18 protein-coding genes and 2 tRNA genes are annotated in these 21,935 nt (G+C 58.9%); 8 read left to right on the top strand and 12 right to left on the bottom strand.

The annotated features are described in order from the left end of the window. The first annotated feature begins 55 nt into the window (after positions 1–55). Positions 56–952, top strand: a complete 897-nt coding sequence (gene ldtA / locus ACW9E7_RS12515) for a L,D-transpeptidase (protein WP_115875759.1) — start codon at positions 56–58, stop codon at positions 950–952. 117 nt (positions 953–1,069) lie between these two features. On the opposite strand, the gene ACW9E7_RS12510 is transcribed toward ldtA, so the two are convergent. Further along, positions 1,070–1,145: transfer RNA gene (locus ACW9E7_RS12510), tRNA-Asn, on the bottom strand. A gap of 320 nt (positions 1,146–1,465) precedes the next feature. On the opposite strand from ACW9E7_RS12510, the gene nac reads away from it, so the two are divergent. After that, complete coding sequence (gene nac, locus ACW9E7_RS12505) at positions 1,466–2,383, top strand: nitrogen assimilation transcriptional regulator NAC (RefSeq protein WP_111966053.1); 918 nt, start codon at positions 1,466–1,468, stop codon at positions 2,381–2,383. A 96-nt stretch (positions 2,384–2,479) separates the two neighbouring features. Further along, on the top strand, positions 2,480–3,430 hold the full coding sequence (gene cbl / locus ACW9E7_RS12500) for an HTH-type transcriptional regulator Cbl (protein ID WP_111966052.1): 951 nt from the start codon (positions 2,480–2,482) through the stop codon (positions 3,428–3,430). Positions 3,431–3,484: 54 nt separating this feature from the next. On the opposite strand, the gene ACW9E7_RS12495 is transcribed toward cbl, so the two are convergent. Continuing rightward, complete coding sequence (locus ACW9E7_RS12495) at positions 3,485–4,405, bottom strand: LysR family transcriptional regulator (RefSeq protein WP_458727848.1); 921 nt, start codon at positions 4,403–4,405, stop codon at positions 3,485–3,487. 141 nt (positions 4,406–4,546) lie between these two features. On the opposite strand from ACW9E7_RS12495, the gene ACW9E7_RS12490 reads away from it, so the two are divergent. Continuing rightward, on the top strand, positions 4,547–4,936 hold the full coding sequence (locus tag ACW9E7_RS12490) for a RidA family protein (protein WP_111966047.1): 390 nt from the start codon (positions 4,547–4,549) through the stop codon (positions 4,934–4,936). A gap of 83 nt (positions 4,937–5,019) precedes the next feature. Here ACW9E7_RS12490 and ACW9E7_RS12485 read toward each other — a convergent pair. From ACW9E7_RS12485 to ACW9E7_RS12460, 6 genes are all read right to left on the bottom strand, one after another. After that, positions 5,020–5,095 (bottom strand) — tRNA-Asn (locus ACW9E7_RS12485). A gap of 164 nt (positions 5,096–5,259) precedes the next feature. Further along, positions 5,260–7,449, bottom strand: coding sequence for a TonB-dependent siderophore receptor (locus tag ACW9E7_RS12480; RefSeq protein WP_115875755.1), 2,190 nt, complete (start codon positions 7,447–7,449; stop codon positions 5,260–5,262). A 26-nt stretch (positions 7,450–7,475) separates the two neighbouring features. After that, the gene (locus tag ACW9E7_RS12475) at positions 7,476–8,801 is read right to left on the bottom strand and encodes a lysine N(6)-hydroxylase/L-ornithine N(5)-oxygenase family protein (protein ID WP_458727847.1); all 1,326 of its coding nucleotides are present in this window, start codon (positions 8,799–8,801) and stop codon (positions 7,476–7,478) included. Next, complete coding sequence (gene iucC, locus ACW9E7_RS12470) at positions 8,798–10,540, bottom strand: aerobactin synthase IucC (protein WP_458727846.1); 1,743 nt, start codon at positions 10,538–10,540, stop codon at positions 8,798–8,800. The genes ACW9E7_RS12475 and iucC overlap by 4 nt, the downstream gene beginning before the upstream one ends. Then, positions 10,537–11,484, bottom strand: coding sequence for a GNAT family N-acetyltransferase (locus tag ACW9E7_RS12465; RefSeq protein WP_248174556.1), 948 nt, complete (start codon positions 11,482–11,484; stop codon positions 10,537–10,539). The genes iucC and ACW9E7_RS12465 overlap by 4 nt, the downstream gene beginning before the upstream one ends. Continuing rightward, complete coding sequence (locus ACW9E7_RS12460) at positions 11,484–13,226, bottom strand: IucA/IucC family protein (protein ID WP_458727845.1); 1,743 nt, start codon at positions 13,224–13,226, stop codon at positions 11,484–11,486. The genes ACW9E7_RS12465 and ACW9E7_RS12460 overlap by 1 nt, the downstream gene beginning before the upstream one ends. 138 nt (positions 13,227–13,364) lie before the next feature. On the opposite strand from ACW9E7_RS12460, the gene ACW9E7_RS12455 reads away from it, so the two are divergent. After that, entirely contained in the window at positions 13,365–14,576 is a 1,212-nt protein-coding gene (locus tag ACW9E7_RS12455; protein WP_458727844.1) for an MFS transporter, read from the top strand. On the opposite strand, the gene mtfA is transcribed toward ACW9E7_RS12455, so the two are convergent. Next, positions 14,573–15,370 (bottom strand): DgsA anti-repressor MtfA, encoded by a 798-nt coding sequence (gene mtfA, locus ACW9E7_RS12450; RefSeq protein ID WP_111966040.1) that lies wholly within the window; start codon positions 15,368–15,370, stop codon positions 14,573–14,575. The genes ACW9E7_RS12455 and mtfA overlap by 4 nt on opposite strands. 215 nt (positions 15,371–15,585) lie before the next feature. Here mtfA and ACW9E7_RS12445 point away from each other — a divergent pair, with 215 nt between their 5' ends. The 3 genes from ACW9E7_RS12445 (at position 15,586) to ACW9E7_RS12435 (ending at position 18,250) form a co-directional block, all read left to right on the top strand. Further along, positions 15,586–15,732: a DUF2256 domain-containing protein gene (locus ACW9E7_RS12445; protein ID WP_458727843.1), complete on the top strand. Its 147-nt coding sequence runs from the start codon at positions 15,586–15,588 to the stop codon at positions 15,730–15,732. Further along, positions 15,729–17,258, top strand: a complete 1,530-nt coding sequence (locus ACW9E7_RS12440) for a cryptochrome/photolyase family protein (protein WP_458727842.1) — start codon at positions 15,729–15,731, stop codon at positions 17,256–17,258. The genes ACW9E7_RS12445 and ACW9E7_RS12440 overlap by 4 nt, the downstream gene beginning before the upstream one ends. A 92-nt stretch (positions 17,259–17,350) precedes the next feature. Then, the gene (locus tag ACW9E7_RS12435; protein WP_111966038.1) at positions 17,351–18,250 is read left to right on the top strand and encodes a LysR family transcriptional regulator; all 900 of its coding nucleotides are present in this window, start codon (positions 17,351–17,353) and stop codon (positions 18,248–18,250) included. On the opposite strand, the gene ACW9E7_RS12430 is transcribed toward ACW9E7_RS12435, so the two are convergent. The 3 genes from ACW9E7_RS12430 to ACW9E7_RS12420 all read right to left on the bottom strand — a co-directional run bounded on the left by ACW9E7_RS12430 (position 18,225) and on the right by ACW9E7_RS12420 (position 21,903). Next, the gene (locus ACW9E7_RS12430; RefSeq protein WP_458727841.1) at positions 18,225–19,013 is read right to left on the bottom strand and encodes a substrate-binding domain-containing protein; all 789 of its coding nucleotides are present in this window, start codon (positions 19,011–19,013) and stop codon (positions 18,225–18,227) included. The two genes, ACW9E7_RS12435 and ACW9E7_RS12430, sit on opposite strands and share 26 nt — an antisense overlap. Continuing rightward, positions 19,010–20,323, bottom strand: a complete 1,314-nt coding sequence (gene tcuC / locus ACW9E7_RS12425; RefSeq protein WP_115875746.1) for an MFS transporter — start codon at positions 20,321–20,323, stop codon at positions 19,010–19,012. The genes ACW9E7_RS12430 and tcuC overlap by 4 nt, the downstream gene beginning before the upstream one ends. Before the next feature lie 281 nt (positions 20,324–20,604). Next, entirely contained in the window at positions 20,605–21,903 is a 1,299-nt protein-coding gene (locus ACW9E7_RS12420; RefSeq protein ID WP_458727840.1) for a serine hydrolase domain-containing protein, read from the bottom strand. Positions 21,904–21,935: the final 32 nt, after the last annotated feature.

The raw sequence follows: 21,935 nt of genomic DNA, 5'->3' as shown, positions 1-21,935 counted from the left end.
AAACTGAGAAAGCCTGCCTGAGCCCGGGCTTTCTCTTTTTTGAGCACAGGATATTATGATGCGACTTACCTGGTTCGTCCTTGCGCTGTGTGCCGCTATACCCGGCGCGTTTGCCGTAACCTATACCCTACCGCCGGAAGGAAGTCGTCTGGTGGGAACCCCGATTATCATCACCGTTCCTGAAGGTAACACGCTGCCTCTGGAAGCCTTTGCCGCGCAGTACGGGCAGGGGCTAAGCAATCTGCTGGAAGCGAACCCGGGCGTAGATCCTTTTTTGCCTAAATCCGGCACCCGGCTGACGATCCCTCAGCAGCTGATTCTGCCCGACACCGTCCGCGAGGGCATTATCGTGAATGCTGCGGAAATGCGTCTCTACTATTATCCGCCTGGCGGTAATACCGTTGAAGTTCTGCCCATCGGCATCGGTCAGGCCGGACGCGAAACTCCGCGTAACTGGGTGACGGCCGTTGAGCGTAAGCAGGAGGGGCCAACCTGGTCTCCGACGCCGAACACGCGTCGTGCCTATGCGGCAGAAGGGAAAACGCTTCCGGCATTCGTACCCGCCGGGCCGGATAACCCGATGGGCCTCTATGCGATTTATATTGGCAGGCTGTATGCCATTCACGGCACAAACTCGAATTTCGGCATCGGGCTGCGGGTGAGCCAGGGCTGTATCCGTCTGCGCAATAACGACATCAAATACCTTTTCGATAACGTTCCCGTAGGAACCCGCGTGCAGCTTATCGACAGGCCGGTTAAAGTCACCACCGAGCCGGACGGCAGCCGCTGGGTGGAAGTTCACGAGCCATTATCACGCAACCGCGCGGAATTTGAATCGACCCGGAAAGTGCCGCTGCCCATCTCCGCCGCGCAGCGGACGCAGCTGATAAACGAGGGGGCAGGAGCCGAACTGGAACGGCGGTCCGGGATGCCGGTGAAGCTTGGCATGTAAAGGCATAGTGCGGGGACACACGAGTCCCGTAGGGCGGGTAAGGCGAAGCCGCCACCCGACAATTTTACCCGACGCAGGAAAGCAAAAAGCCTGCTTCAAAAGCAGGCTTTTCAAATTTGGCTCCTCTGACTGGACTCGAACCAGTGACATACGGATTAACAGTCCGCCGTTCTACCGACTGAACTACAGAGGAATCGTGTGAACGGGGCGCATATTATCGACCTGCGTTCGCCTTGTCAAAGGGTGGATCTACGCCTTTTGATCGTTTGCTGACAAAATCGGCAAAGTGATGTTTTTGGCAGCGGAATGCACCGTCATGGTGCGGGTATACCCCTAATGGGGCAGATCATAAACTGCTGTTTCGGTAATAAAACCCCCCTCCATGATTAGGTTTCCTTATTTTCAGGCGCTTAGCGCCCAATTCAGACCGCCTGGTAAAAGTGGCATTCATATTGCAAAACCTGTTCAACAACGACAGCCGGTTCCGGCACAGCATTTCGAACAGGGGGCAAAATGAACTTAAGACGACTGAAATACTTCGTAAAAATCGTCGATATCGGCAGCCTGACTCAAGCGGCAGAAGTGCTGCATATCGCGCAGCCTGCGCTGAGCCAGCAGGTGGCTACTCTGGAAGGCGAGATGGATCAGCAGCTACTGATTCGTACCAAACGCGGCGTTACGCCAACGGAAGCAGGCAAAATCCTCTATACCCACGCGCGCACCATTCTTCGTCAGTGTGAACAGGCGCAGCTGGCGGTGAACAACGTAGGCCAGACGCTGAGCGGGCACGTTTCTATCGGCCTGGCGCCGGGAACGGCCGCGTCCTCTATTACCATGCCGCTGCTGCAGGCCGTCCGCGCCGAGCTGCCTGAAGTTCTGGTCTATCTGCACGAAAACAGCGGTTCCGTACTGAATGAAAAACTGCTCAACGGCCAGTTAGATATGGCGGTTCTTTACGATCGCTCCCCGGTCGCCGGGATCACCAGCCAGCCGCTGCTGAAAGAAGATCTCTACCTCGTGGGCACCCGCGACTGTCCGGGTCAGAGCGTAGACCTTACCGCCGTGGCAGAGATGAACCTCTATCTGCCGCGCGACTACAGCGCCGTGCGCGTGCGCGTGGACGAAGCGTTCTCCCTGCGCCGCCTGACGGCCAAAATCATCGGTGAAATTGACTCAATCTCCACGCTCACCGCGGCCATTGCCAGCGGGATGGGGGTGACCGTGCTGCCGGAATCCGCAGCCCGCTCGCTGTGCAGCGCGGCAAACGGCTGGATGGCGCGGATCACCACGCCTTCCATGAGCCTGCCGCTGTCGCTGAACATGTCTGCTCGCGGTTCGCTGTCGCCGCAGGCGCAGGCGGTAAAAGAAATTTTGATGTCGCTGGTCAGCAAGCCGTCGCTTGAGAACCGTGAACTCCAGCTCGTGAGCTGATATTCCATAAAAGCATAAGATGCTGGTTTTTATTATTTGTTCTGCAGCGCGGCAGACTCTAACAATAGAGCTATGTCAGATGCGCCGGAGTGAATCGTGAATTTCCAGCAACTTAAAATTATCCGTGAGGCGGCCAGGCGGGACTACAACCTGACCGAGGTCGCCAATATGCTTTATACCTCCCAGTCCGGCGTCAGCCGCCATATCCGCGAGCTCGAAGAGGAACTGGGCATAGAGATCTTTATCCGCCGCGGCAAGCGGCTGCTCGGCATGACGGAGCCGGGTAAGGCTTTGCTCACCATCGCAGAGCGGATCCTCAACGAGGCCAGCAACGTGCGTCGTCTGGCGGATCTCTTCACCAATGACGCTTCGGGCGTGCTCACCATCGCCACCACCCACACCCAGGCGCGCTACAGCCTGCCGCCGGTGATCAAAGCGTTCCGCGAACTTTTCCCTGACGTCCGTCTGGAGCTTATTCAGGGCACGCCGCAGGAAATTGAAGTGCTGCTGCAAAACGGTGGGGCGGATATCGGTATCGCCAGCGAACGCCTGAGCAACGACCCGCTGCTGGTGGCGTTCCCCTGGTTCCGCTGGTACCACAGCTTATTACTCCCGGTCGATCATCCGCTCAATCAGGTCTCTCCCCTGACGCTGGAAGACGTTGCGAAATGGCCGCTCATTACCTACCGCCAGGGGATCACCGGACGCTCGCGTATTGATGAAGCCTTCAACCGTAAAGGATTAACGCCGGACATCGTGCTGAGCGCGCAGGATTCTGACGTGATCAAAACCTACGTCGAGCTGGGGCTGGGCATTGGGCTGGTGGCGGAACAGTCCAGCGGAGAACGCGAAGACGGTAACCTGGTGCGTCTTGACACGCGTCACCTGTTTGACGCCAACACCGTATGGCTTGGCCTGAAGCGCGGACAGCTGCAGCGCAACTATGTGTGGCGTTTTATCGAGCTGTGCAATGCCGGGCTGTCGGTGGATGAGATTAAACGTCAGGTCATGGAGCCGGAAGAAGTGGCGATTGATTATCAGATATAGCTGCTGGCTTGCCCGGCAGCGCTGCGCTGACCGAATCAGAGGGCAGGGATGTCGTCACTTGTTGTAAGTAGTGGGGATATGCTGCTGCATCAACTCAACGATCCAGTCAATAAAAACACGCAGTCTGGCGTTGACATGGCGGTTCGGCGGAAATGCCAGATACAGGGGCATTGGCTTAATACGCCAGTCTTCAAATAGCGGAATTAAAGAGCCAGCAGTCTGATGCGCTGCCGCCATATAGACCGGCAGCGCAATCACGCCCAATCCCGCTAGCCCAGCTTCGAGGTAAGCATTACCATCATCCACGGCAAGTACATAGTTGCCCGTGATTTCAATATGTTCACTCTCACCGTGCAGTACCAGAGGATCAATCTTACCGGTGCGTGAGGATAAGAACCCCACTATGCGATGGTCGGTGTTTTCCAGCTCTCGCGGATGCGCAGGGGCGCCAAGGCGTTCCACATAGCTCGGTGCGGCGTAAACACCGATTTGCAAATCGCCGACGTGGCGTGCGATCAGGGACTGGTCGTTGATTTCGCCACCGCGCAGGACGCAATCCACGTTGTCGCCAATCAGATCCACAACCCGGTCACTGACGCCCATGTCGAACTGGATATCAGGGTAGCGCGCGTGAAAAGCCGGTAGCGCGGGCACCAGCACCAGGCAGGCGAGAGGAGTCGGCACATCTACCCGCAGGCGTCCCCTGGGCGTCATCGTCGCACTGGACAGGCTGTTTTCAGCATCTTCCATGTCCGCCAGCAGGCGGATGACGCGCTCGTAGTAGACCGCGCCATCAGGAGTAACGCCGAGCCTGCGGGTGGTGCGATGGAGCAATTTGACGCGCAGGCGCGCTTCCAGCTGCTGAATGAGCTGCGTCACTGTAGTTTTGCTCATATGAAGCGTTTGGGCAGCCTTTGTGAAGCTACCTGCCTCCACCACGCGAGCAAAGGCGCGCATCGCGTCGAAACGATCCATTCCTTATCCTCTCTTTTCACCGATTGTTTGGATATTACAAACAATGATGGACAAAGTCGCTTGTTTATCCGCCCGAACCTGCACCTGTAAAGTGTCTTGATGTTCAACGGGCTGATTTCGCCCTATTTCAAAGGTACAAACATGACAACACGCGAAGCTGTTTTTCCCCTCGGACGCCAGGCGCTCTATGAGCGCAATCGGTATTCACCGGCCATCAAATCCAACGGTTTCCTGTTTGTTTCGGGGCAGGTGGGTAGCCGCGAGGATGGTTCGCCTGAGCCCGATCTGAAAGCGCAGGTCAGGCTGGCCTTCGATAATCTTATTGCTGTCCTCGCGGCTGCGGGCTGCACGTTCGATGACGTGGTTGACGTGACCCTCTTTGTCGTCGATCCCGAGTCAAACCTCGACGCAATCTGGAGTATCCTGCCAGAATATTGGGGGGAAGCGCCTTACCCTACGCTGACCGGGGTCGGCGTGACGTGGCTGTACGGATTCCAGTTTGAGATTAAGGTGATTGCCAGGCTGCCCTGAGCGACAGGAGCTTTTTGCCATACGGCAAATTATCCGAACGCAGAAAAGCAAAAAGCCTGCTTTAAAAGCAGGCTTTTCAAATTTGGCTCCTCTGACTGGACTCGAACCAGTGACATACGGATTAACAGTCCGCCGTTCTACCGACTGAACTACAGAGGAATCGTGTGAACGAGGCGCATAGTAGCGACCTCACTGCGCCTTGTCAAAGGGTGAAAACGCACTTTTCATTCGTTTGTCGACAATTTCAGCAAATCGCTGATTTTATAGTAAATTTGCTTCGAAATCACACAGCGAAATGCGCCGCCCGCAGGCGGCGCGCAGGATTAGAACAGTACGGAGTAGTTCAGACCAAACGTCCGTCCACGGCCTTTATAGGTATACAGACCCGGTGCACCGTAGGTTGGGCTATACAGCCCCGGCGCGCGCTGGCCCCAGGCGGTGGTGTAGTCTTTGTCCAGCAGGTTTTCCACGCTGAAGCTGACTTTACCCACCGGCAGGGCGTAGCTGCCCAGGAAGTCGACCGTGTTATAGCCATCAATCTTCTTGCCGTCGGAGTCTGACACGTCAAAGGTCTGCGTGCTCTGCACGCGCAGGGTCCAGTCGCCCGGCGCCCAGTTGACCCACGCGCTGGCTTTCGACGGGCTGGCGCTGTCAACCGTCAGCTTCTCCCATTTCCCGTTTTCGCGGGTTTCTGACTTGATGGCGTTAAAGTTCGCGCCCGTGCTCCAGTCGCTGTCGGTGAAGAAATAGTCCACCTGACCTTCCACCCCGTAGATACGACGCTTGTCGTCTTCCAGGTTGATGGTCATATCCGTCTTGTTGATGGTGATGGTTTTATCCGAGAGCGAGTAATATGCCGCGACCTGGGTGCGCAGGTTATCCCCGGTGTAGCGCCAGCCCAGCTCATAAGCGTTGACCTTGATACCGTCCAGCGTCGAGTCGTTGACATTGACGCTGTTCAGCAGGCGATAGTGACCGTTGCTGAGCTGATAGGTGCCGGAGCCGTAGTACTTCGCCAGGTCCGGAATTTCGAAGCCCTGGGAGAAGTTAAACCACAGCTGCTGCTGTTCGGTCAGGCGACCGAGGATCCCGGCGTTAAACAGGAAGTTGTTGTAATCGGTTTTACCGCCCGGCACCGCGTCGGCGGAGGCTGCTTTCCCGGTGGCGATGGCCTGCTGCTGGGTGTAACCGACAAAATCGTCTACCTTGTTCTCGGTGTACTGGTAGCGCACGCCGCCGCTCAGGGTGATGGCGTCAATATCGTAGCTGGCCTGCAGGAACGGGGCGAGGTTGGTGATGCTGTAGCCCGGGTAGCGGCCCACGTTGTAGGCGTTATCCAGCTCCATGCCGCCGCTCGCCGCGGCCTTGCTCAGGTTAAAGAACTGCTGGTTGGCGTCGAAGGTTTCGTGGTCGGCATCCACACCCCAGGTCAGCGTTAAATCGTCCACCGGCTTGCTGTTCAGCGTCAGCTTGCCGCCGTAAAAATCGGTTTTCTGCTGCGACGCGCCGATGCTGCTCACCACGCCTTTGGTCAGGGTCGGGAACGGATAGTAGGTCAGGCTCTCGTCGCGATAATAAATCTGCGCAACAAGATCCTGGCCCCAGAAGTCGGTATTGGAGTACTGCAGGTTGATCAGATGGCGCTCGGTACCCGGTACGCGGTCAGAATCCAGATTACCTTTGTTGTACGCGGTCGCATCCCCCGTGACCGCCGAGAAGTTCTTCCCGAGATACAGACCATGCTTACCGTCGGACTCGCTCTTGTAGTACTGGGTCGTCAGCTGCAGCTGCTGGTGATCGTCGATGTTAATGGTGCCTGTGCCCATCACGTCAATACGGTCAGAATACTGTAATCCGGTCTGGGTGTTATCGATGATCACCTCGTTGCCGTTGCCGTCATACCAGCCGCCGTAGCGCTGATACGACACCGACAGACGACCGGAAGCGTTATCGTTGCCGCCGCTGACCGCTGCCGACACGTTCTCATCGTGGTCGTTATGGCTATTAAAGCCGCTCTTTGTCCCGGTCTGGAACTCGACCTCGGTCTCCGGCTGGCCCTTTTTGGTGACGATGTTCACCAGACCGCCGGTGCTGCCGCCGCCGTAGAGTGACGTGGCGCCGGAGATGACTTCGATACGGTCAATGTTGAACGGATCGATAGAGTCCAGCTGGCGGCTGTCGCTGCGGGACGAGTTCAGGCGCACGCCGTCCACCATCACCATCATGGAGCGGCCGCGCAGGTTCATGCCGTAGTTGGTACGCCCCTGGCTGCTGACGTCCATGCCCGGGATCAGCTGTGCCAGCACCTCTTTAATCTCTTTCCCGCCCTGAACCTGCTGTTCAATTTCAGCCCGTTCAATGACCCAGGTAGTCTGCGCCATCTCCGCCACGCTGCGGTGCGCGCGGCTGGCGGAGACAACGATATTTTCTTCCTTTTGTTCTTCCGCCCACGCAGAGGTAGAAAGCATTGCAAGCAAGCAAGGATTTAAAACCCAAAGATGAGAACGTTTCATTGTTATGTTGACCCTGATTGTGTGTGTCAGTACTCGGTGGTTTTTGCTAAGGATTTAAAAACCTGACTGTTCTCCGGGCTGGTGGTGCTTCGCCAGTGGATAACGCCAGGTGTGGTAGCCAGTTCAAACGGCTCGTCGCCGTGCGCGCGATTCAGAATTCGCGCCGCACGCCAGGCCATAAGGCTGAGCTGGGGTTCGGCAATGCCGAGACGGTGCATCCCGGCATTCACGGCAAACAGGCGGTTGCTCTGCGGGCCGTCCCATTCGAGGGTGAAATCGTTGTTGATGCAGAAGGCTTCGTCCGTATCCAGATGCAGGCGGTGAGACAGCGGCGCGAGGAACGCAGGCTGCACGGCGCGATAGCCGGTGGCGAAGATCGTCACGTCGCTCTCCAGCTGCTCGCGTCCGCCGTCGAGGTGATGCTGTATGCTCAGGCGCTGGCCGTTTTCCAGGCGCGTCAGGGCCGTCACCGAGCGGGACGGCATCAGGTGAGCCCAGGGTTTTTCACGCAGCACTTCAAAGCGGTGGTACATGGCGCGGTAAATCGCCAGCAGGGACTCGGTGGTGATGCCGTCGGAGGTCATTTTCTGCTCGTGCAGCATCTGACGACGCGCCTCTTCACCGAGCGTAGAGAAGCTGTCCACGTACTCCGGCGTGAAATACTCGTTAGCAAAGGCGGCTTCATCCAGCGCGTTGTAGTTGTTGCGGCGCGAGACCCAGTTCAGGCTCAGCGGCTGGCCCCATTCGCCACGGAAAATATTCAGGAACAGGTCGGCGCCGCTCTGGCCGCCGCCGACGACGATGACGCGCTTGCCCGTAAGATCCGGCGTGCGCAGCATCATCTCGCTGGCGTGGAAGCAGGTATCGTCCTGCACGGTGACGCAGTCCGGCAGGTTGATCTGCTTACCGATCCCTACGCAGACGTGGCGCGCCAGGAAGCGGTCGCGCTGGGTCACCACCTCAAACAGGCCGCTTTTCTCATCAAAGCTCACCTGCTGCACCTGCTGGCTAAAGGACAGGTTGGTGAGGTTGTCCGCCGCCCAGCACAGGTAATCGGCAAACTCTTCCCGCGAAACGGTGCGCTGTTCGGTGGTCAGGAAGCGGTAGAACTTTTTACGCTGCACCAGGTAGTTCAGGAAGCTGTGGCGGTTGGTCGGCTCCACGGCGCTGACCAGATCCTTCAGGAAGCTGGTCTGCATGTGGCAGTCCGGCACCATCATCCCCGGGTGCCAGGAGAAGTGCGGTTTGCGCTCAAGAAACAGCGAGCTAAAGCCGTCCAGCCCTTCCGCCAGCGCGGCGATGCTGAGGTTAAACGGGCCGATACCAATGCCGATGAAATCATAGGTTTTCATTGCGCTGACTCCCGGGAGGCCAGAAAAAGAGGGTTATCAAGATCGGTGACGTAGTTCGGCAGCATGCGACTGCCGCCGTCGTGTTCGGAGAAGGTCAGTTTGACCGGGTTGAGGATCACGCGAATAATCTGCGGCTTAAACAGGTCGAACTTCGCGAAGCGATCGGCAAGCTCGGGGTGCGCGGCCATATAGCGGTGCAGAACCCCGGCGAGGATCTGATAGAAACGCGTTTCGCTGACGCCGCTTTGCAGCGTGAGGCGTGAGATAAAACGCAGCACCGTCACAAAGTTGCCGGTTTGCAGATCGTGAATGATGTAATCCGCGCTCAGGCGCGCCGTGACGGCCTTCACCTGTTCCGGCAGGCTCTGGGCCTGAGGGAAATCTTCATCCACCAGGCGCATATCGCCCTGGAAATCCTTCAGCAGGATGCGCTGCGGGATATAGTCCTTCATCACCAGCGTCACGTTCTGGCCGTGGGCGATCAGCGCCACGCCGTAGCGGCAGAGCAGGTGATAGAACGGGATCACCGATGCCTCAAACAGCTTTTCCAGCCATGCGTCGGCGCTTAACCCGGAGCGACTGATCCACGCGTCGATCAGCGCACACCCGGCGTTGTCGGTTTCCATTAGCGCCGCCAGCAGCACCGCCTGTTCGCCGTCCTGCAGATAGCAGGACGGGTTTTCCCGCCAGATCACGCCCAGCATCTCCTGATAGCGATAGGGCGCTTTCGGCAGCGCCGCATAGCCCGGGTGCGACAGGTATCCAGCAGCGGGCTCACCCAGCACCTTCGCGCCAGAGCGGGCAAGCGTGGCGTCGCTGGCGAACTGCTGCTGCAGCCAGCGCGAGGCCAGCGGCCCGGCGGCAATGTATTTGCCCGGAATACCGCGATAGCAGGAGGTGTTGTAGATCGTCAGCGGGAGCTTGATGTCAAACGGCGCGCGACGGCTGGCGTTGGTGAGCGTGCGCAGGGACTGCTGCGCCAGGTACTCATCGCCAAACTCGCCCAGCTCAACCATCTCACCGCGTGCCAGCTGCGCCAGGAAATGAATGGCGATCTTCTGCTGCCACTGCCACGGGTGCAGCGGCACCGGCAGCCAGCTCTCGTCGAGACCCAGCGCCTGCCAGCGGGCGTCAAAGCGGGCGCGCTCGGCGTTGTCCATGGCGCTGGCCAGCAGGGCGCTGATATCGCAATCGGCGTCGCTGCTCCAGACCAGATGCTCCCGCTGAACGGCAACCCAGTGCAGACGAAAACGTCCGCGATACTCAGGCGCGTACTGACGCAGCGCGTCCAGACCCCAGCCGCGGCGACCTTTGTTGAAAATAAACTTCGGGTGACCGCGCATCAGGCACTGTAATTCGTCCGGGTCGAGGTGGATCAGCGCGTCCGCGTCCAGCGCGTCACGCGCCTGCAGCAGCTGCATATCGCCGCGAAGCGTGGCGTAGAGATCTTCCATGTGCTCCGCCGTTTGCGCGTCGCTCATCTCCAGCACCGCTGCCAGCTGCAGCAGCGCGCTCTCCGCCTCCACGGCGGCACCGCTGGCGGCGATCAGGCTGTCCGGGTCGATATGCAGCCAGCCCCAGATCCCGCGCGCGGCGCGAAACTGCCATGACTCGTTGCCCATGGTGATGCGCCAGGCGTCAGACGAAACTGGCTCGGCGCGCAGGGTGCGTTCATACTCCAGCTCGGCGAGGATCTTCGCCACCATCTCGCGGTTCACTTTTTCCCAGAGCGCGTTCACAGGCCCACCTCGCTGAAGAAGCGGTGACGCTGGCTCATGATGAGGCGCGAGCGCTTGTGCGGGAAGTCGAACTCTTTCACGGTGTCGAAACCGGCAGAGGCCAGATGGCGGAACAGGCGCTGGTTGTCGAAGCGCGGCTCGGCGACGATGCGCGCGGTGCGCGGTTCATCGAGATACAGATAGTGGCTCAGGCCGCGCAGCCAGCTGCGGATGTACTGCGCGCCGCGCCAGTTCTCTTCGCCCACCAGCATGTGTAGCCCGCGGTCAAACGGCTGCCAGCGATAGTGGCGGCCAATGCGGTCTTCCGCCGCCCAGTAGAGTTCAAAATAGCCAAACGGCTGGTCGTCGAAGCAGCCGATAACCGGGTAGCAGTAGGTCGAGTCGAGCTGACGGCGCAGGTAGTTTTCCTGCTCGGCCTGCGGGCCCGCCATCTCCCAGAAGGCGTTCACGCGCGGGTTGTTCATCCAGCGGGTAAAACGCTCGCCGTCCAGCGCCACGTCGGCCACGCGGAAGCTGAGGGTGCGCTTAATCTGCGGATCGTAACGGCGATACACTTCACCCTGCGGGCGGCGAGGGCGCAGCGGGAAGTACAGCTGACGGCTCTCGTCAAACTGCATTCCGCCGCTCGCCTGCGGCCGTTCGCCTTTCAGCCACAGCGGCAGCTGCCAGAAGGCGTCGCGCGCCAGATAATCTCCGTGGGCCAGGCCAAACAGCGCCCGAGCCTGGGGTTCATCCTGCCAGTCCGCCCACGGCAACGTAATGCCGGTCAGCGCGGGGGCGGCCACAAACAGCTGATCCAGGGCTTGCACCAGCCAGCCGTCCGGGAGCCCCTTCAGACGCTCCAGCACCGCGCTGCCGTCGAGACCCAACGCCAGCGGCAGCGCGCGATCCGTTGCGGTGCAGCGAAAGCCGTAGCCGGAATGGACAATATTCGCGATGGCCATCACGCCTTCTCCTTGTAAAACGGGTTGCTAAAGTCGAAATAGATCACCGCCGGATCGGCGATGGTATTTTCATTGCGATCGTGCAGGTAGCAGAAGAAGTTGCCTTTGCAGTTCCAGGTCGGGCTGTCGAGAACGTAGTCGAGGCAGCGGGTCTGCTTCGCCGTGCGGCGCAGTTGGGCCAGCGCAGCACGCACCCGGGACATCAGGCTCTCTTCGCTGTCGAAACCCGCGGCAGCGAGGGCGGCGGTGACGGCAAGGGTAGAGTTCAGCAGCAGGTAGTAAGGAAAGTAGCGCAGCAGCTGGCTCTCGCCGAAGCGGTTTTCCACCTCAGTTTCGCCAGCATCTTTCAGCCACGCGTCGGCACTTTCGGTCCACGCGCTGCCCTGGCAGTCGCGGTAGATAAGTCCGATCGGGAAATCCTGCTGCATCTCAACGAGGATATTTTGCTGGTGCGCCAGCAGGACCAGGCCGTAGTCCGCCTCGGCGCTGAACAGCGGGATTAATACGCGGTCGCAGTAGGCGTCCAGCCAGCAGCGGGCGGCCTGGGCGAGCGTTAAATCGAGACGCTGGCTCAGACGGCGCACCGCCGCGGCCAGCAGGCTGTCGCCGCCGTCCGGCGCGGCCTGCGTCAGGCTCACCAGCACGTTGGTCTGGGTGTCTGGCGTATCGAACAGCAGATTAACGCGCAGGGCCATCAGGCTCTCTTCCTGAATAGCGCCGTTGTCATCGCGCAGTCCTGCCCAGCCGTCTTCCTGCATCACGCGCATGGTCGGGTAGCGCGCCTGTAATTCCTGCCAGCGTTCCGTTTTTGCCAGACGCGCCAGGCGCATGCCGCGCTTCACCTCTTTCACCGACAGCGTGCGCACGGAGTTGGTCAGGCGCACGCTGAGAGAGAACTTAATCATGTCGCTGTTGGTTTCGCTGTAAAGCGAGCGTGACGAGCTGGTGGGCAGCCACTGCGCGCCCGCTTCACCCAGGTCCTGCAGTGAACCGTTTTCTGCCAGACGCTGGCACCAGTCCTGCTCCAGCAGATAGTCGGCCTGCCACGGATGCATGGGCAGCAGCCAGCGGGTGTCGGTGAAATGGCCGAGCAGCTCGGGCGCGCTCTGGGCCGCAAAGCGCAGCAGACGTTCGCGCAGGGAGACGTTCAGGCTGTCGCCAGCAACGAGCGTGCTCTCAACGGCAAACCAGCGCAGCGGGAAGCGGGAGGCGAAATCGGGCAGGTAGCGGCGCGCCTCGGCTTCGTTGAACGGCTCGTGCGACTTTGGTGCCGGGTGAAACGCGTGGCCGACCAGCAGCGCCTGTTCCGCGTCGGCAAACGTCAGCGGCTTATCGCGCAGTGTTGCCCAGTTGTGGCGTAAATCAATCGCCTGCCAGGTGTGGGCATGGCTTTCGAGAACGCGCTGCTTAAAACGCGCCAGCGTATCGGCATCCAGCGAGCCTTTTACGGACGGTTTTTCAAGAATTAAATCAACCAGTTGAGAGAATGTGACAGCGTCACTGCGGTCGCTGTTGCTCTGAATAAGCGTTGCCGGGAAACGGTACTGATGATGCTGGGTGGGAGAGAAATAGCGTACCGGCACCCGAAGCGCCTGGGTTTGGGAAAGCGGGATATGGATCTCAGATAGCGCATCCGCATCGGTAGCGGAGTGATAGCGCCAGTCCTTCGTTTCGCGCAACAGGGCGTTTAAAAAACACTGGGCTGCAACGTCTGTACCGGCGGCGCGGAGCAGAGCACGCATAGATGTACCTCATTCCATGATTGATAATAATTCTCGTTATGATATTCATTCTGTTTACAGTCGCAACCATTTTTGCAATATTTGTTTTCATAAACTTCATAATTTCCACACATTTATTGACACTATGTTCACATTCTCATGCGCGCTGACTCTGAAACCTTGACGGAAAACGTCACCTCAAAAGCTAACTGGCCCCTGGCGCTATCTGCGGGTTTACTGGGCATCGGGCAAAACGGTTTGCTGGTGATGCTCCCGCAGCTGGTCACCCTGACCGGGCTGTCACTCTCGGTCTGGGCCGGGCTGTTGATGTTTGGATCCATGCTCTTTTTACCGGCATCACCCTGGTGGGGGCGTCAGAGCGAGCGGAAGGGGTGTAAGTCCGTCATGCTGACCTCACTAAGCGGCTATCTGGCCAGTTTTGTTGTGATGGCGCTGGTGGTCTGGGCGATGGCGGCCGGAAGGCTGGATACGGTCTGGGGACTGGCGGGGCTTATATTCTCGCGCCTGCTCTACGGACTGACGGTCTCGGGGCTGGTGCCTGCAGCCCAGACGTGGGCAATTCAGCGTGCGGGACTGGAGAAAAGAATGGCCGCGCTGGCGACGATAAGCTCCGGCCTGAGCTGCGGGCGTTTGCTCGGCCCGCCGCTGGCGGCGCTGATGCTCAGCGTTAATCCGGTGGCGCCGCTCTGGCTGATGGCGGTTGCGCCGCTTATCGCTCTGCTGCTGGTGCTTCGCGAAGTCGCTGATCCGCCGCTACCGCCGGTAGCCCACCAGGCAACCCGCCTGCAGGCCTCCATGCTGCCGTTCCTGCTGCTGGCGCTGCTGCTGGCGGCGCTGGTAAGCCTGATGCAGCTTGGCCTGTCGCCGCATCTTAGCCCGTTGCTGGACGGCAACGCCCGGGAGATCAGCCATCATGTCGCGTTTCTGCTGAGCCTTGCCGCGCTGGCCACGCTCGCGGCACAGTTTCTGGTGGTCCGCCCGCAGCATTTCACCCCGATGACGTTGCTCTGCGTAGCGGCGGTGTTGATGGTGGCAGGACTAGGGCTGATGACTGTCGCCGGTTTAGCGCTGTTCTACGTGGGGATTGTTATCACGTCACTCGGGGCGGCGATGGCCACGCCGGGCTACCAGCTGCTGCTTAACGACAGGCTGACCACCGGGAAAGGGGCGGGCGTCATCGCCACCAGCCACACGTTAGGCTACGGCGTCAGCGCGCTGCTGGTGCCCGTGGTGACGCGTTTTTACGGCGAGCAGTCTTTAACGGTAGCCGCATGGGGAATGGCATTGCTGTTTTTAGCGTTGAGCATAGGGGTACTATCAACCGAGCGTCCCCCTGCTGAAAAACCTTAATGGATCTGGCGGGAGGAATGGCCGCCAGACTCCTCATTTTGCCGCAGACGCTGCAGGGGATCCTGCTGATAAAACTGGCAGAAACGCTGCCACAGCGCCGGGAAACGGGGCGCGAAGAGCTCGGGCGCGCTGAAGAAATACTCCGAGAGCACCGCAAAGCACTCGGCCGGGTCGGTTGCCGCATAGGCGTCAATGCTGGCCGCGCTTTCGCCGACCAGGTCTATTTCATCCTGGATGTTATCCATCGCCGCGTGCAGATCGTGCTCCCAGCCCGCCACTTCGCGAAGCGGGATAAATGGAACGCCGCTGGCGCGATCGCCGTTGCGGGTATCCAGCTTGTGGGCTACCTCATGGATAATCAGGTTAAAACCGGAGGCGTCGAACGAGTCCTGAATGTCGAGCCAGTTCAGAATAATCGGCCCCTGCTGCCAGCTTTGTCCGGACTGCACCACGCGCTGGTTGTGCACCAGCCCGATATCGTCCTGCCATTCGTCATCCACCACGAAAGGTGCGGGATAGATAAGCACTTCGTGGAAACCGTCCAGCCACTCAATGCCGAGCTCAAGCACCGGAAGACAGAAAAGCAGGGCGATGCGGGCGTTTTTAAGCGGATCGAGCTCGAAACCCTGCAGTGGAACCAGGCGTTTTTGCTGTAAAAAACGATCCGCAAGCTGAACCAGTTTCGCTTGTTCATCCGGCTTAAGATTAGCCAGAACAGGGATTGTCAGCGCGTCATTCCATGGCAGCGCCATATCCCGGCCAGCTTCATTCGTTTTCCAGGGCCACTTTATCATCGCTTTGCTCGCAAACTCGTTACTTGAACAAAAATGGGAAAGTCAGGTTCGGTTAAGATGCCAGAAAATCGCGCACTGCGACAATTCCAGCCTGAATAAACTATCATTCGTACGTAGCGGTGGGTAGCGGTTTGCGGGCATCACCTTCATTTTGTGAAGTCTGTCGTAGCCTTCATCCACAGGTTCAGTGAAGAAATCAGTACGGTATTGAAAAGATGAGCGATTTCAAAGGTAACAAGCAGGACCTGCCCAGTCGGCTGTGTGTGCACTGCCAGCGACCCATGATGTGGCGCAAGAAATGGGCGAAATGCTGGAATGAGGTTAAATACTGTTCCGAGCGCTGTCGCAGGAGCCACCGTTGACCGAGCTGCGTCTGATCCTGGGCGATCAACTTAATCCGCATCACAGCTGGTTTGATACCTGCAGTCCGAACGTCATTTACGTGATGCTGGAACTCCGGGCCGAAACCGCCTATGTGCTTCATCACGCCCAGAAAGTTATCGCTATCTTCGCCGCCATGCGCGCGTTTGCCTCTGCATTAAAAGAGAAGGGGCATCGGGTGAGGTATGTCCGGCTCTCTGACGGCTCAAACCGCGGCGCGCTGGAAGACAATCTCAACGCGCTTGTCGCGCATTACAGCGCGGGTAGGGTGATATGGCAGGAGCCCGACGAATGGCGTCTGGATACGCAGCTGCAGGCGTGGGCGAAGACGGCCTCCGTTGAAACGGCCTGCGTCAGCAGCGAGCATTTTTTCACCACGCGGGAACAGGTCAGCGCGTTCTTTGCTTCACGCAAAAGCTGGCGAATGGAGTACTTTTACCGGGAAATGCGTCGTCAGCACGGCATTCTTTTGACATCAGAAGGCGAGCCGGAAGGGGGGAAATGGAACTTCGATGCTGAAAACCGCAAGCGCTGGTCCGGCGAGCCGCCCGCGCCGGGCGACTCGCGTCCCGGCCACGATTATTCAGCCTTATGGGTGGAGATCCAACGCTGTGGGGTAAAGACCTTCGGCGAACCGCAGGCCGACAATTTTCGCTGGCCGCTTAACCGTTCGGAAGCCAAAGCCAGGCTTGAGGAATTTATCACTCACGTGCTCCCCCATTTTGGCGCCTGGCAGGACGCGATGCACGCGGAGGAACCTTTTCTTTTCCACTCGTTAATTTCATTCGCGCTAAACACCAAAATGCTTAATCCGCGGGAAGTGGTCGCAGCCGCCCAGCAGGCATGGCGTTCGGGCCATGCGCCGCTGCCCGCCGTTGAAGGGTTTATCCGACAAATTCTCGGCTGGCGGGAGTACGTGCGTGGGATTTACTGGTCGCAGATGCCGGGCTATCGGGATCTGAATGCCTTAGACCAGCACGCTCCGCTGCCGGACTGGTTCTGGACCGGCAGGACGCAGATGCGCTGCCTGTCACATGCTATTGGGCAGTCGCTCACCGAGGCTTACGCCCACCATATCCAGCGCCTGATGGTCATCGGGAACTTTAGCCTGCTCAGCGGCCTGTCGCCGCAGGCGGTTCATGAATGGTATCTGGGGGTCTATATTGATGCCTTCGAATGGGTGGAGCTGCCCAACACCCTCGGCATGAGCCAGTTTGGCGATGGCGGGTTACTGGCGAGTAAACCCTACGTCTCGAGCGCGTCATATATTCATAAGATGAGTAATTACTGTCAGGGGTGCCGGTATCAACATAACCAGCGCACTGGGGAGCTGGCGTGCCCCTTTAATGCCCTTTACTGGGATTTCTTTGCGCGCAATCAGGCGCGTCTGGGTAACAATCCCCGCCTGGGCATTGTCTTTAAACAGCTTGCGGACATGAAGGAAGAGGAGCGGCAGGCCATTGCCGATCGTGCAGGGTATGTTCGCCTGCATCTCAACGACCTCTGACCTATTTCATCGCCGTACAGGTTGCGGTGGTTCAGTAAGACGCTATTATTTTTGACTTTGTTGCGTATTCCCCGACAGGACATCCAGACGCTATGCCCGTGAATTTTGACCTTAACGATCTTTATGCTTTCAGAGCGTTAGTGGAATACGGTAACTTCCGTGTCGCCGCTGAATCTATCTGCTTATCCCAGTCGGCGCTGAGCCGCAGGATTGAAAAGCTGGAAGCCGCGCTGGGAAACAGGCTGTTCGATCGTACCACCCGCCGCGTGGCCTTAACGTTATACGGGCAAAATTTTGCCGAGCGCTCCGCGCAGCTGCTCGACAACGTTGAGTCAATGCTGGCGGATGTCGATAAAGCCAGCGAAGAGCGGACGGGGCTGATCACGGTTGCCACGGTACCTTCCGCCGCCTGTTACTTTATGCCTGATGTGATCCGTCGCTTTCAGTCTCGCTATCCGCGCGTGCGCATTAAGCTCATCGACAGCAGCGCGGGGAATGTGATTGACGCCGTGGCCCGAAGCCAGGCGGATTTTGGTATCTGCTTCGCAGGAAACCTGCCGTCTGAAATCGAATTTTTCCCGCTGGTGGAGGATGTCTACGTCGCGGCGTGCAGAAAGGATCATCCGCTGGCGCAGAAGAGTCACCTGACGTGGCAGGCATTTTATCAGCAGGATTATATCTCTCTCGATAAAACGTCAGGTAACCGCAATCTGCTCGATCGGATGCTGGGGGATATCGTTCCCGAGCGGCCCAGCGTCTGCGAAACACGTCACGTTACCACGATGCTCGGTATGGTTGAGGCGGGGATCGGCATCGCTGCCGTTCCCGCCATGTCGATGCCGACCTCAGAGCACACGCTGCTGACGCATCTGCCGCTGGTGGCGCCGGAGGTCAAACGCACCGTAGGGCTTATCCGGCGCCGGGGGCGCATCCAGTCTTATATCGCGGCTGAACTGGAAAAGCAGATCACCGAGCAGTATCGCCGGACGTAACGGGGATCATCCCCGTCTTCTCGATGACGGCGCGTGAGGGCGGTGAGGCGAGATAGGTCAGCAGTGCTTTCCCCTCCCCGGGATGTTCTGCATGGCGGGTAACTGCACCCGCGAAGCGCGTGATGTATTGCAGATTATCCGGGATTTTACCGATAAAGGTGACGCCCTGAACGGGCAGCAGCTCGCTAACCTGCTGGAAGCCCACGGCGTATTTTCCTTTCGCCACTTCAGAGGCGACCGGGATACGCTCGACCATTGTCGCTTTACCCGCCACTTCTTTTTCAATCCCCAGCTTTTTGAACAACGTCTGGCTGACGTACCTGCCGCTGGCGCTGTCAGAGTAGGCGATGGAGCTGGCCTGCAGCAGCGTTTCACGCAGTTTCGCATCGCTGCTGATATCAGGGACATCCGCACCTTTTTTCACCACCATGCCAACGGGAGAGTCCGCGAGTTCAGTTCGCGAACCCGGTTGGGTCTGGCTGGCCTTTTCGAGCTTCTCCAGCGCATCGCCCACCATAATCACCACGTCGGCCTTCTCGCCGCGCGCCAGGCGGTTTGGGATCGCCTGCGGCGTAGCGCCCATTGAGGGGCCGGGGATGATCACGATTTTATCCCCGGTCTGGCGTTCATATTCCGGAGCCAGTTTTTCAAGGGCGGCTTTGAAGCCACCTGAGATCATGACCTTTACGTCCTGGGCAAAGGCATTGACGCTCAGGAACATCAGCACCAGCGCGCTGGCGGTATAGCGATAAGTGCGTTTCATACTGCCCCCTGTGACTTGACGGTGTTTTGCAGCGATACCGCACGGCGGCGGTAGAGGTAGAGCGTGGCCAGCAGGGCACACACCGCGGCGAAGCTCATCCAGTAGCCAGGCGAAGCTTTGTCACCGGTGTATTCAATCAGCGCGGTGGACATCACCGGGGTAAAGCCGCCAAAGACCGCCGTTGCCAGGCTGTAAGCCAGCGAGAAGCCCGCCACGCGCACTTCGGCAGGCATGATCTCCGTCAGGGCCGGAATCATCGCGCCGTTATACAGGCCGTAGAGGAAGGAGAGCCACAGCAGCACGCTCAGCATCATGGAGAAGCTGGGCGCGTTCGCCAGCAGCGTCAGGGCCGGGTAGCTGGTCGCCAGCGCCAGCAGGGTCATGGCAATCAGCACCGGCTTGCGGCCAAAACGATCCGACAGGGCACCGCCCACCGGCAGCCAGATGAAGTTAGAAACCGCCACCAGCAGCGTGACCAGCAGGCTGTCCGACGCGCTCAGCATCAGCACTTTTTTGCCAAAGGTGGGAGCGTAGACGGTGATCAGGTAGAACGCGGTGGTGGTCATCGCTACCATCAGCATGCCCGCGACCACCACCTGCCAGTTGCCAAGCAGCGTTTTAAAGACCTGACGCATCTCCAGATGCTGGCGGCGCGCGCTGAACTCTTCCGTCTCTTCCAGCTTGCGGCGCAGGAAGAAGATAAACGGCACGATTAAACAGCCGAACAGGAACGGGATGCGCCAGCCCCATTCGCGAATGGCGCTCTCCGCCATCAGGGCATTCAGCGCAAAGCCCATCGCCGCGGCGACCATAATGGCGACCTGCTGGCTACCGGACTGCCAGCTGGTGTAAAAACCCTTGCGGCCCGGCGTGGCGATTTCAGCCAGATAGACCGACACGCCTCCAAGCTCCGCGCCGGCGGAAAAGCCCTGCAGCAGACGGCCCGTCAGCACCAGCAGCGGCGCCCACAGACCGATGCTTTGATAAGAGGGGATAAGCACGATCAGGAACGTCCCCGCCGCCATGATGGACAGCGTGACGATCAGCCCCTTTCTGCGCCCCACCTTGTCGATATAGGCGCCAAGCACGATGGCCCCGATGGGACGCATCAAAAAGCCCGCGCCGAAGACCGCGAAGGTCATCATCAGCGACGCAAATTCACTGCTTGCCGGGAAGAACGTGTGGGCGATATAGGTGGCATAGAAGCCGAACAGAAAGAAATCGAATTGCTCAAGAAAGTTGCCGGACGTGACGCGAAGTATGGCGCCCGCCTTCGAACGTACGGTTGCAGGTGAGGTTGAGGAAAACATGGTTATCTCCAGTTTTATTGTTGACGTTTTACGCGTCTGTTTCTGAAAACTGGATCAGGATGAGGAATTAGATAAGCGCAAATGCCGCATCGACTGATGCATTTCTTGCATGAATATAATCCGACGAATAAATACAATTAATGGCAACAATAACTTAACAAGCCGTTGGCTTTTTATTCACCAATATTCTGTAAGTCTCTGATATTGCGATTTTGTGATGTGGCGCAGAGGCGCGTTTCAGAATGAGCCGGGTAACCGCTTCATTACCCGGCGGATGCAATTTAGCGCAGCGCCCTGGCAATCGCGCTAAACATCAGAGAGGCTTCCAGCGGCTGGGCGCTGAAGGACGGTTCCGCCTGCGGCCAGGTAGACCACTGGACGATGACCAGATTTTCCTTTGGGTTCACCACGATCATCTGCCCGAAAATGCCCAGCGCCCAGAGCGAACCTTTCAGCGAATCCTGTGCCGTCGGCTCTACGCCCGTGGCGTTGGCGGGCACTTCATTGTTCCACCACTGATAGCCGTACAGCCCCTCGGGATGGGCGTCTGAGACCGAGCCTTTGGCCTTCGTCCACTCTGACGACTGCCTGATCCAGTTTTCCGGCAGTATGGTCTTACCGTTCGGTAACGTACCGTTGTTCAGGATAAATTGCCCGAAGCGTCCCCAGTCCTCCAGCGTGGCGTTAAAGCCGTGCGCGCCGACGTCGTGCTGGCCTTTGCTGTAGGCATGCCACACGCCGTCGCTCGCCATGCCGTAAGGCTGCCAGATGCTTTTCTCCAGATAGGCTGCGAGCGTCATGCCGGTGGCCCGCTCCAGCACGTCACCTAGCAGCCAGGCACCGCCCGAAGAGTAAGACCAGTTCTCTCCGGCCGGATGCGCTCTGCCCAGCCCCTTCACCAGCTTGCGCACGCAGTCATAGGTACCCGGCTTCGCCTCGCACTCGGTGAGCTGTGCAAAGTCGGAGTGGGGGTTGGTGTAATCCTCGTTCCAGGCCACGCCGGACGTATGGGTGATCAGCTGTCTGAGCGTCACGCCGTCCCACGCGGTGCCTTTCAGATCGGGTTCATACCGCGTGATCCGATCGTCAAGCGAGTGGATCTTTCCCTCTTTGAGGGCTACGCCCACCAGCGCCGATACCACCGATTTCCCAACCGAGCGCGAGGTCCAGAGCGTCGAGTCGGTATTGCCCTCTCCAAGATACTTCCAGGCGATTTTGCCGTCCTTCAGCACCAGCATGCCGCTGACGTTCTGCCGCTGGAGGTAGTCCTTAAGGCCGTAGCGCCTGCCGTTGACCTGATAGTGTGCGTCCGTGAGCGGCTTGTCCGACATTTCCAGCGGCACGGCGCTACCGTGGCGGAAAACGTCCCCGGCGTAGTTGCGGTAGTCATTGCGAAAGCCCACCACGCGATCGGCCTGACTCCAGGTGAGCATCTTATGGGTGTCAGGCAGGGTGGTGTCGAAGGGGGCAGGGCAAGCGCTGAGGTCGGTGCCTTTACAGGCGGCCACTGCCGCAGGGGAGATCAGGGTGCTGAAGATAAGGCCCGCCAGCAGGGCATGGTTTACTTTTCTGTTTTTCATATCCGTCTCTTACAGGTTAGGAACGGCTTCAG

It is taken from the genome of Enterobacter sp. H2G27, from assembly GCF_054403075.1.
This window is presented reverse-complemented; position numbering and strand designations above follow the sequence as displayed.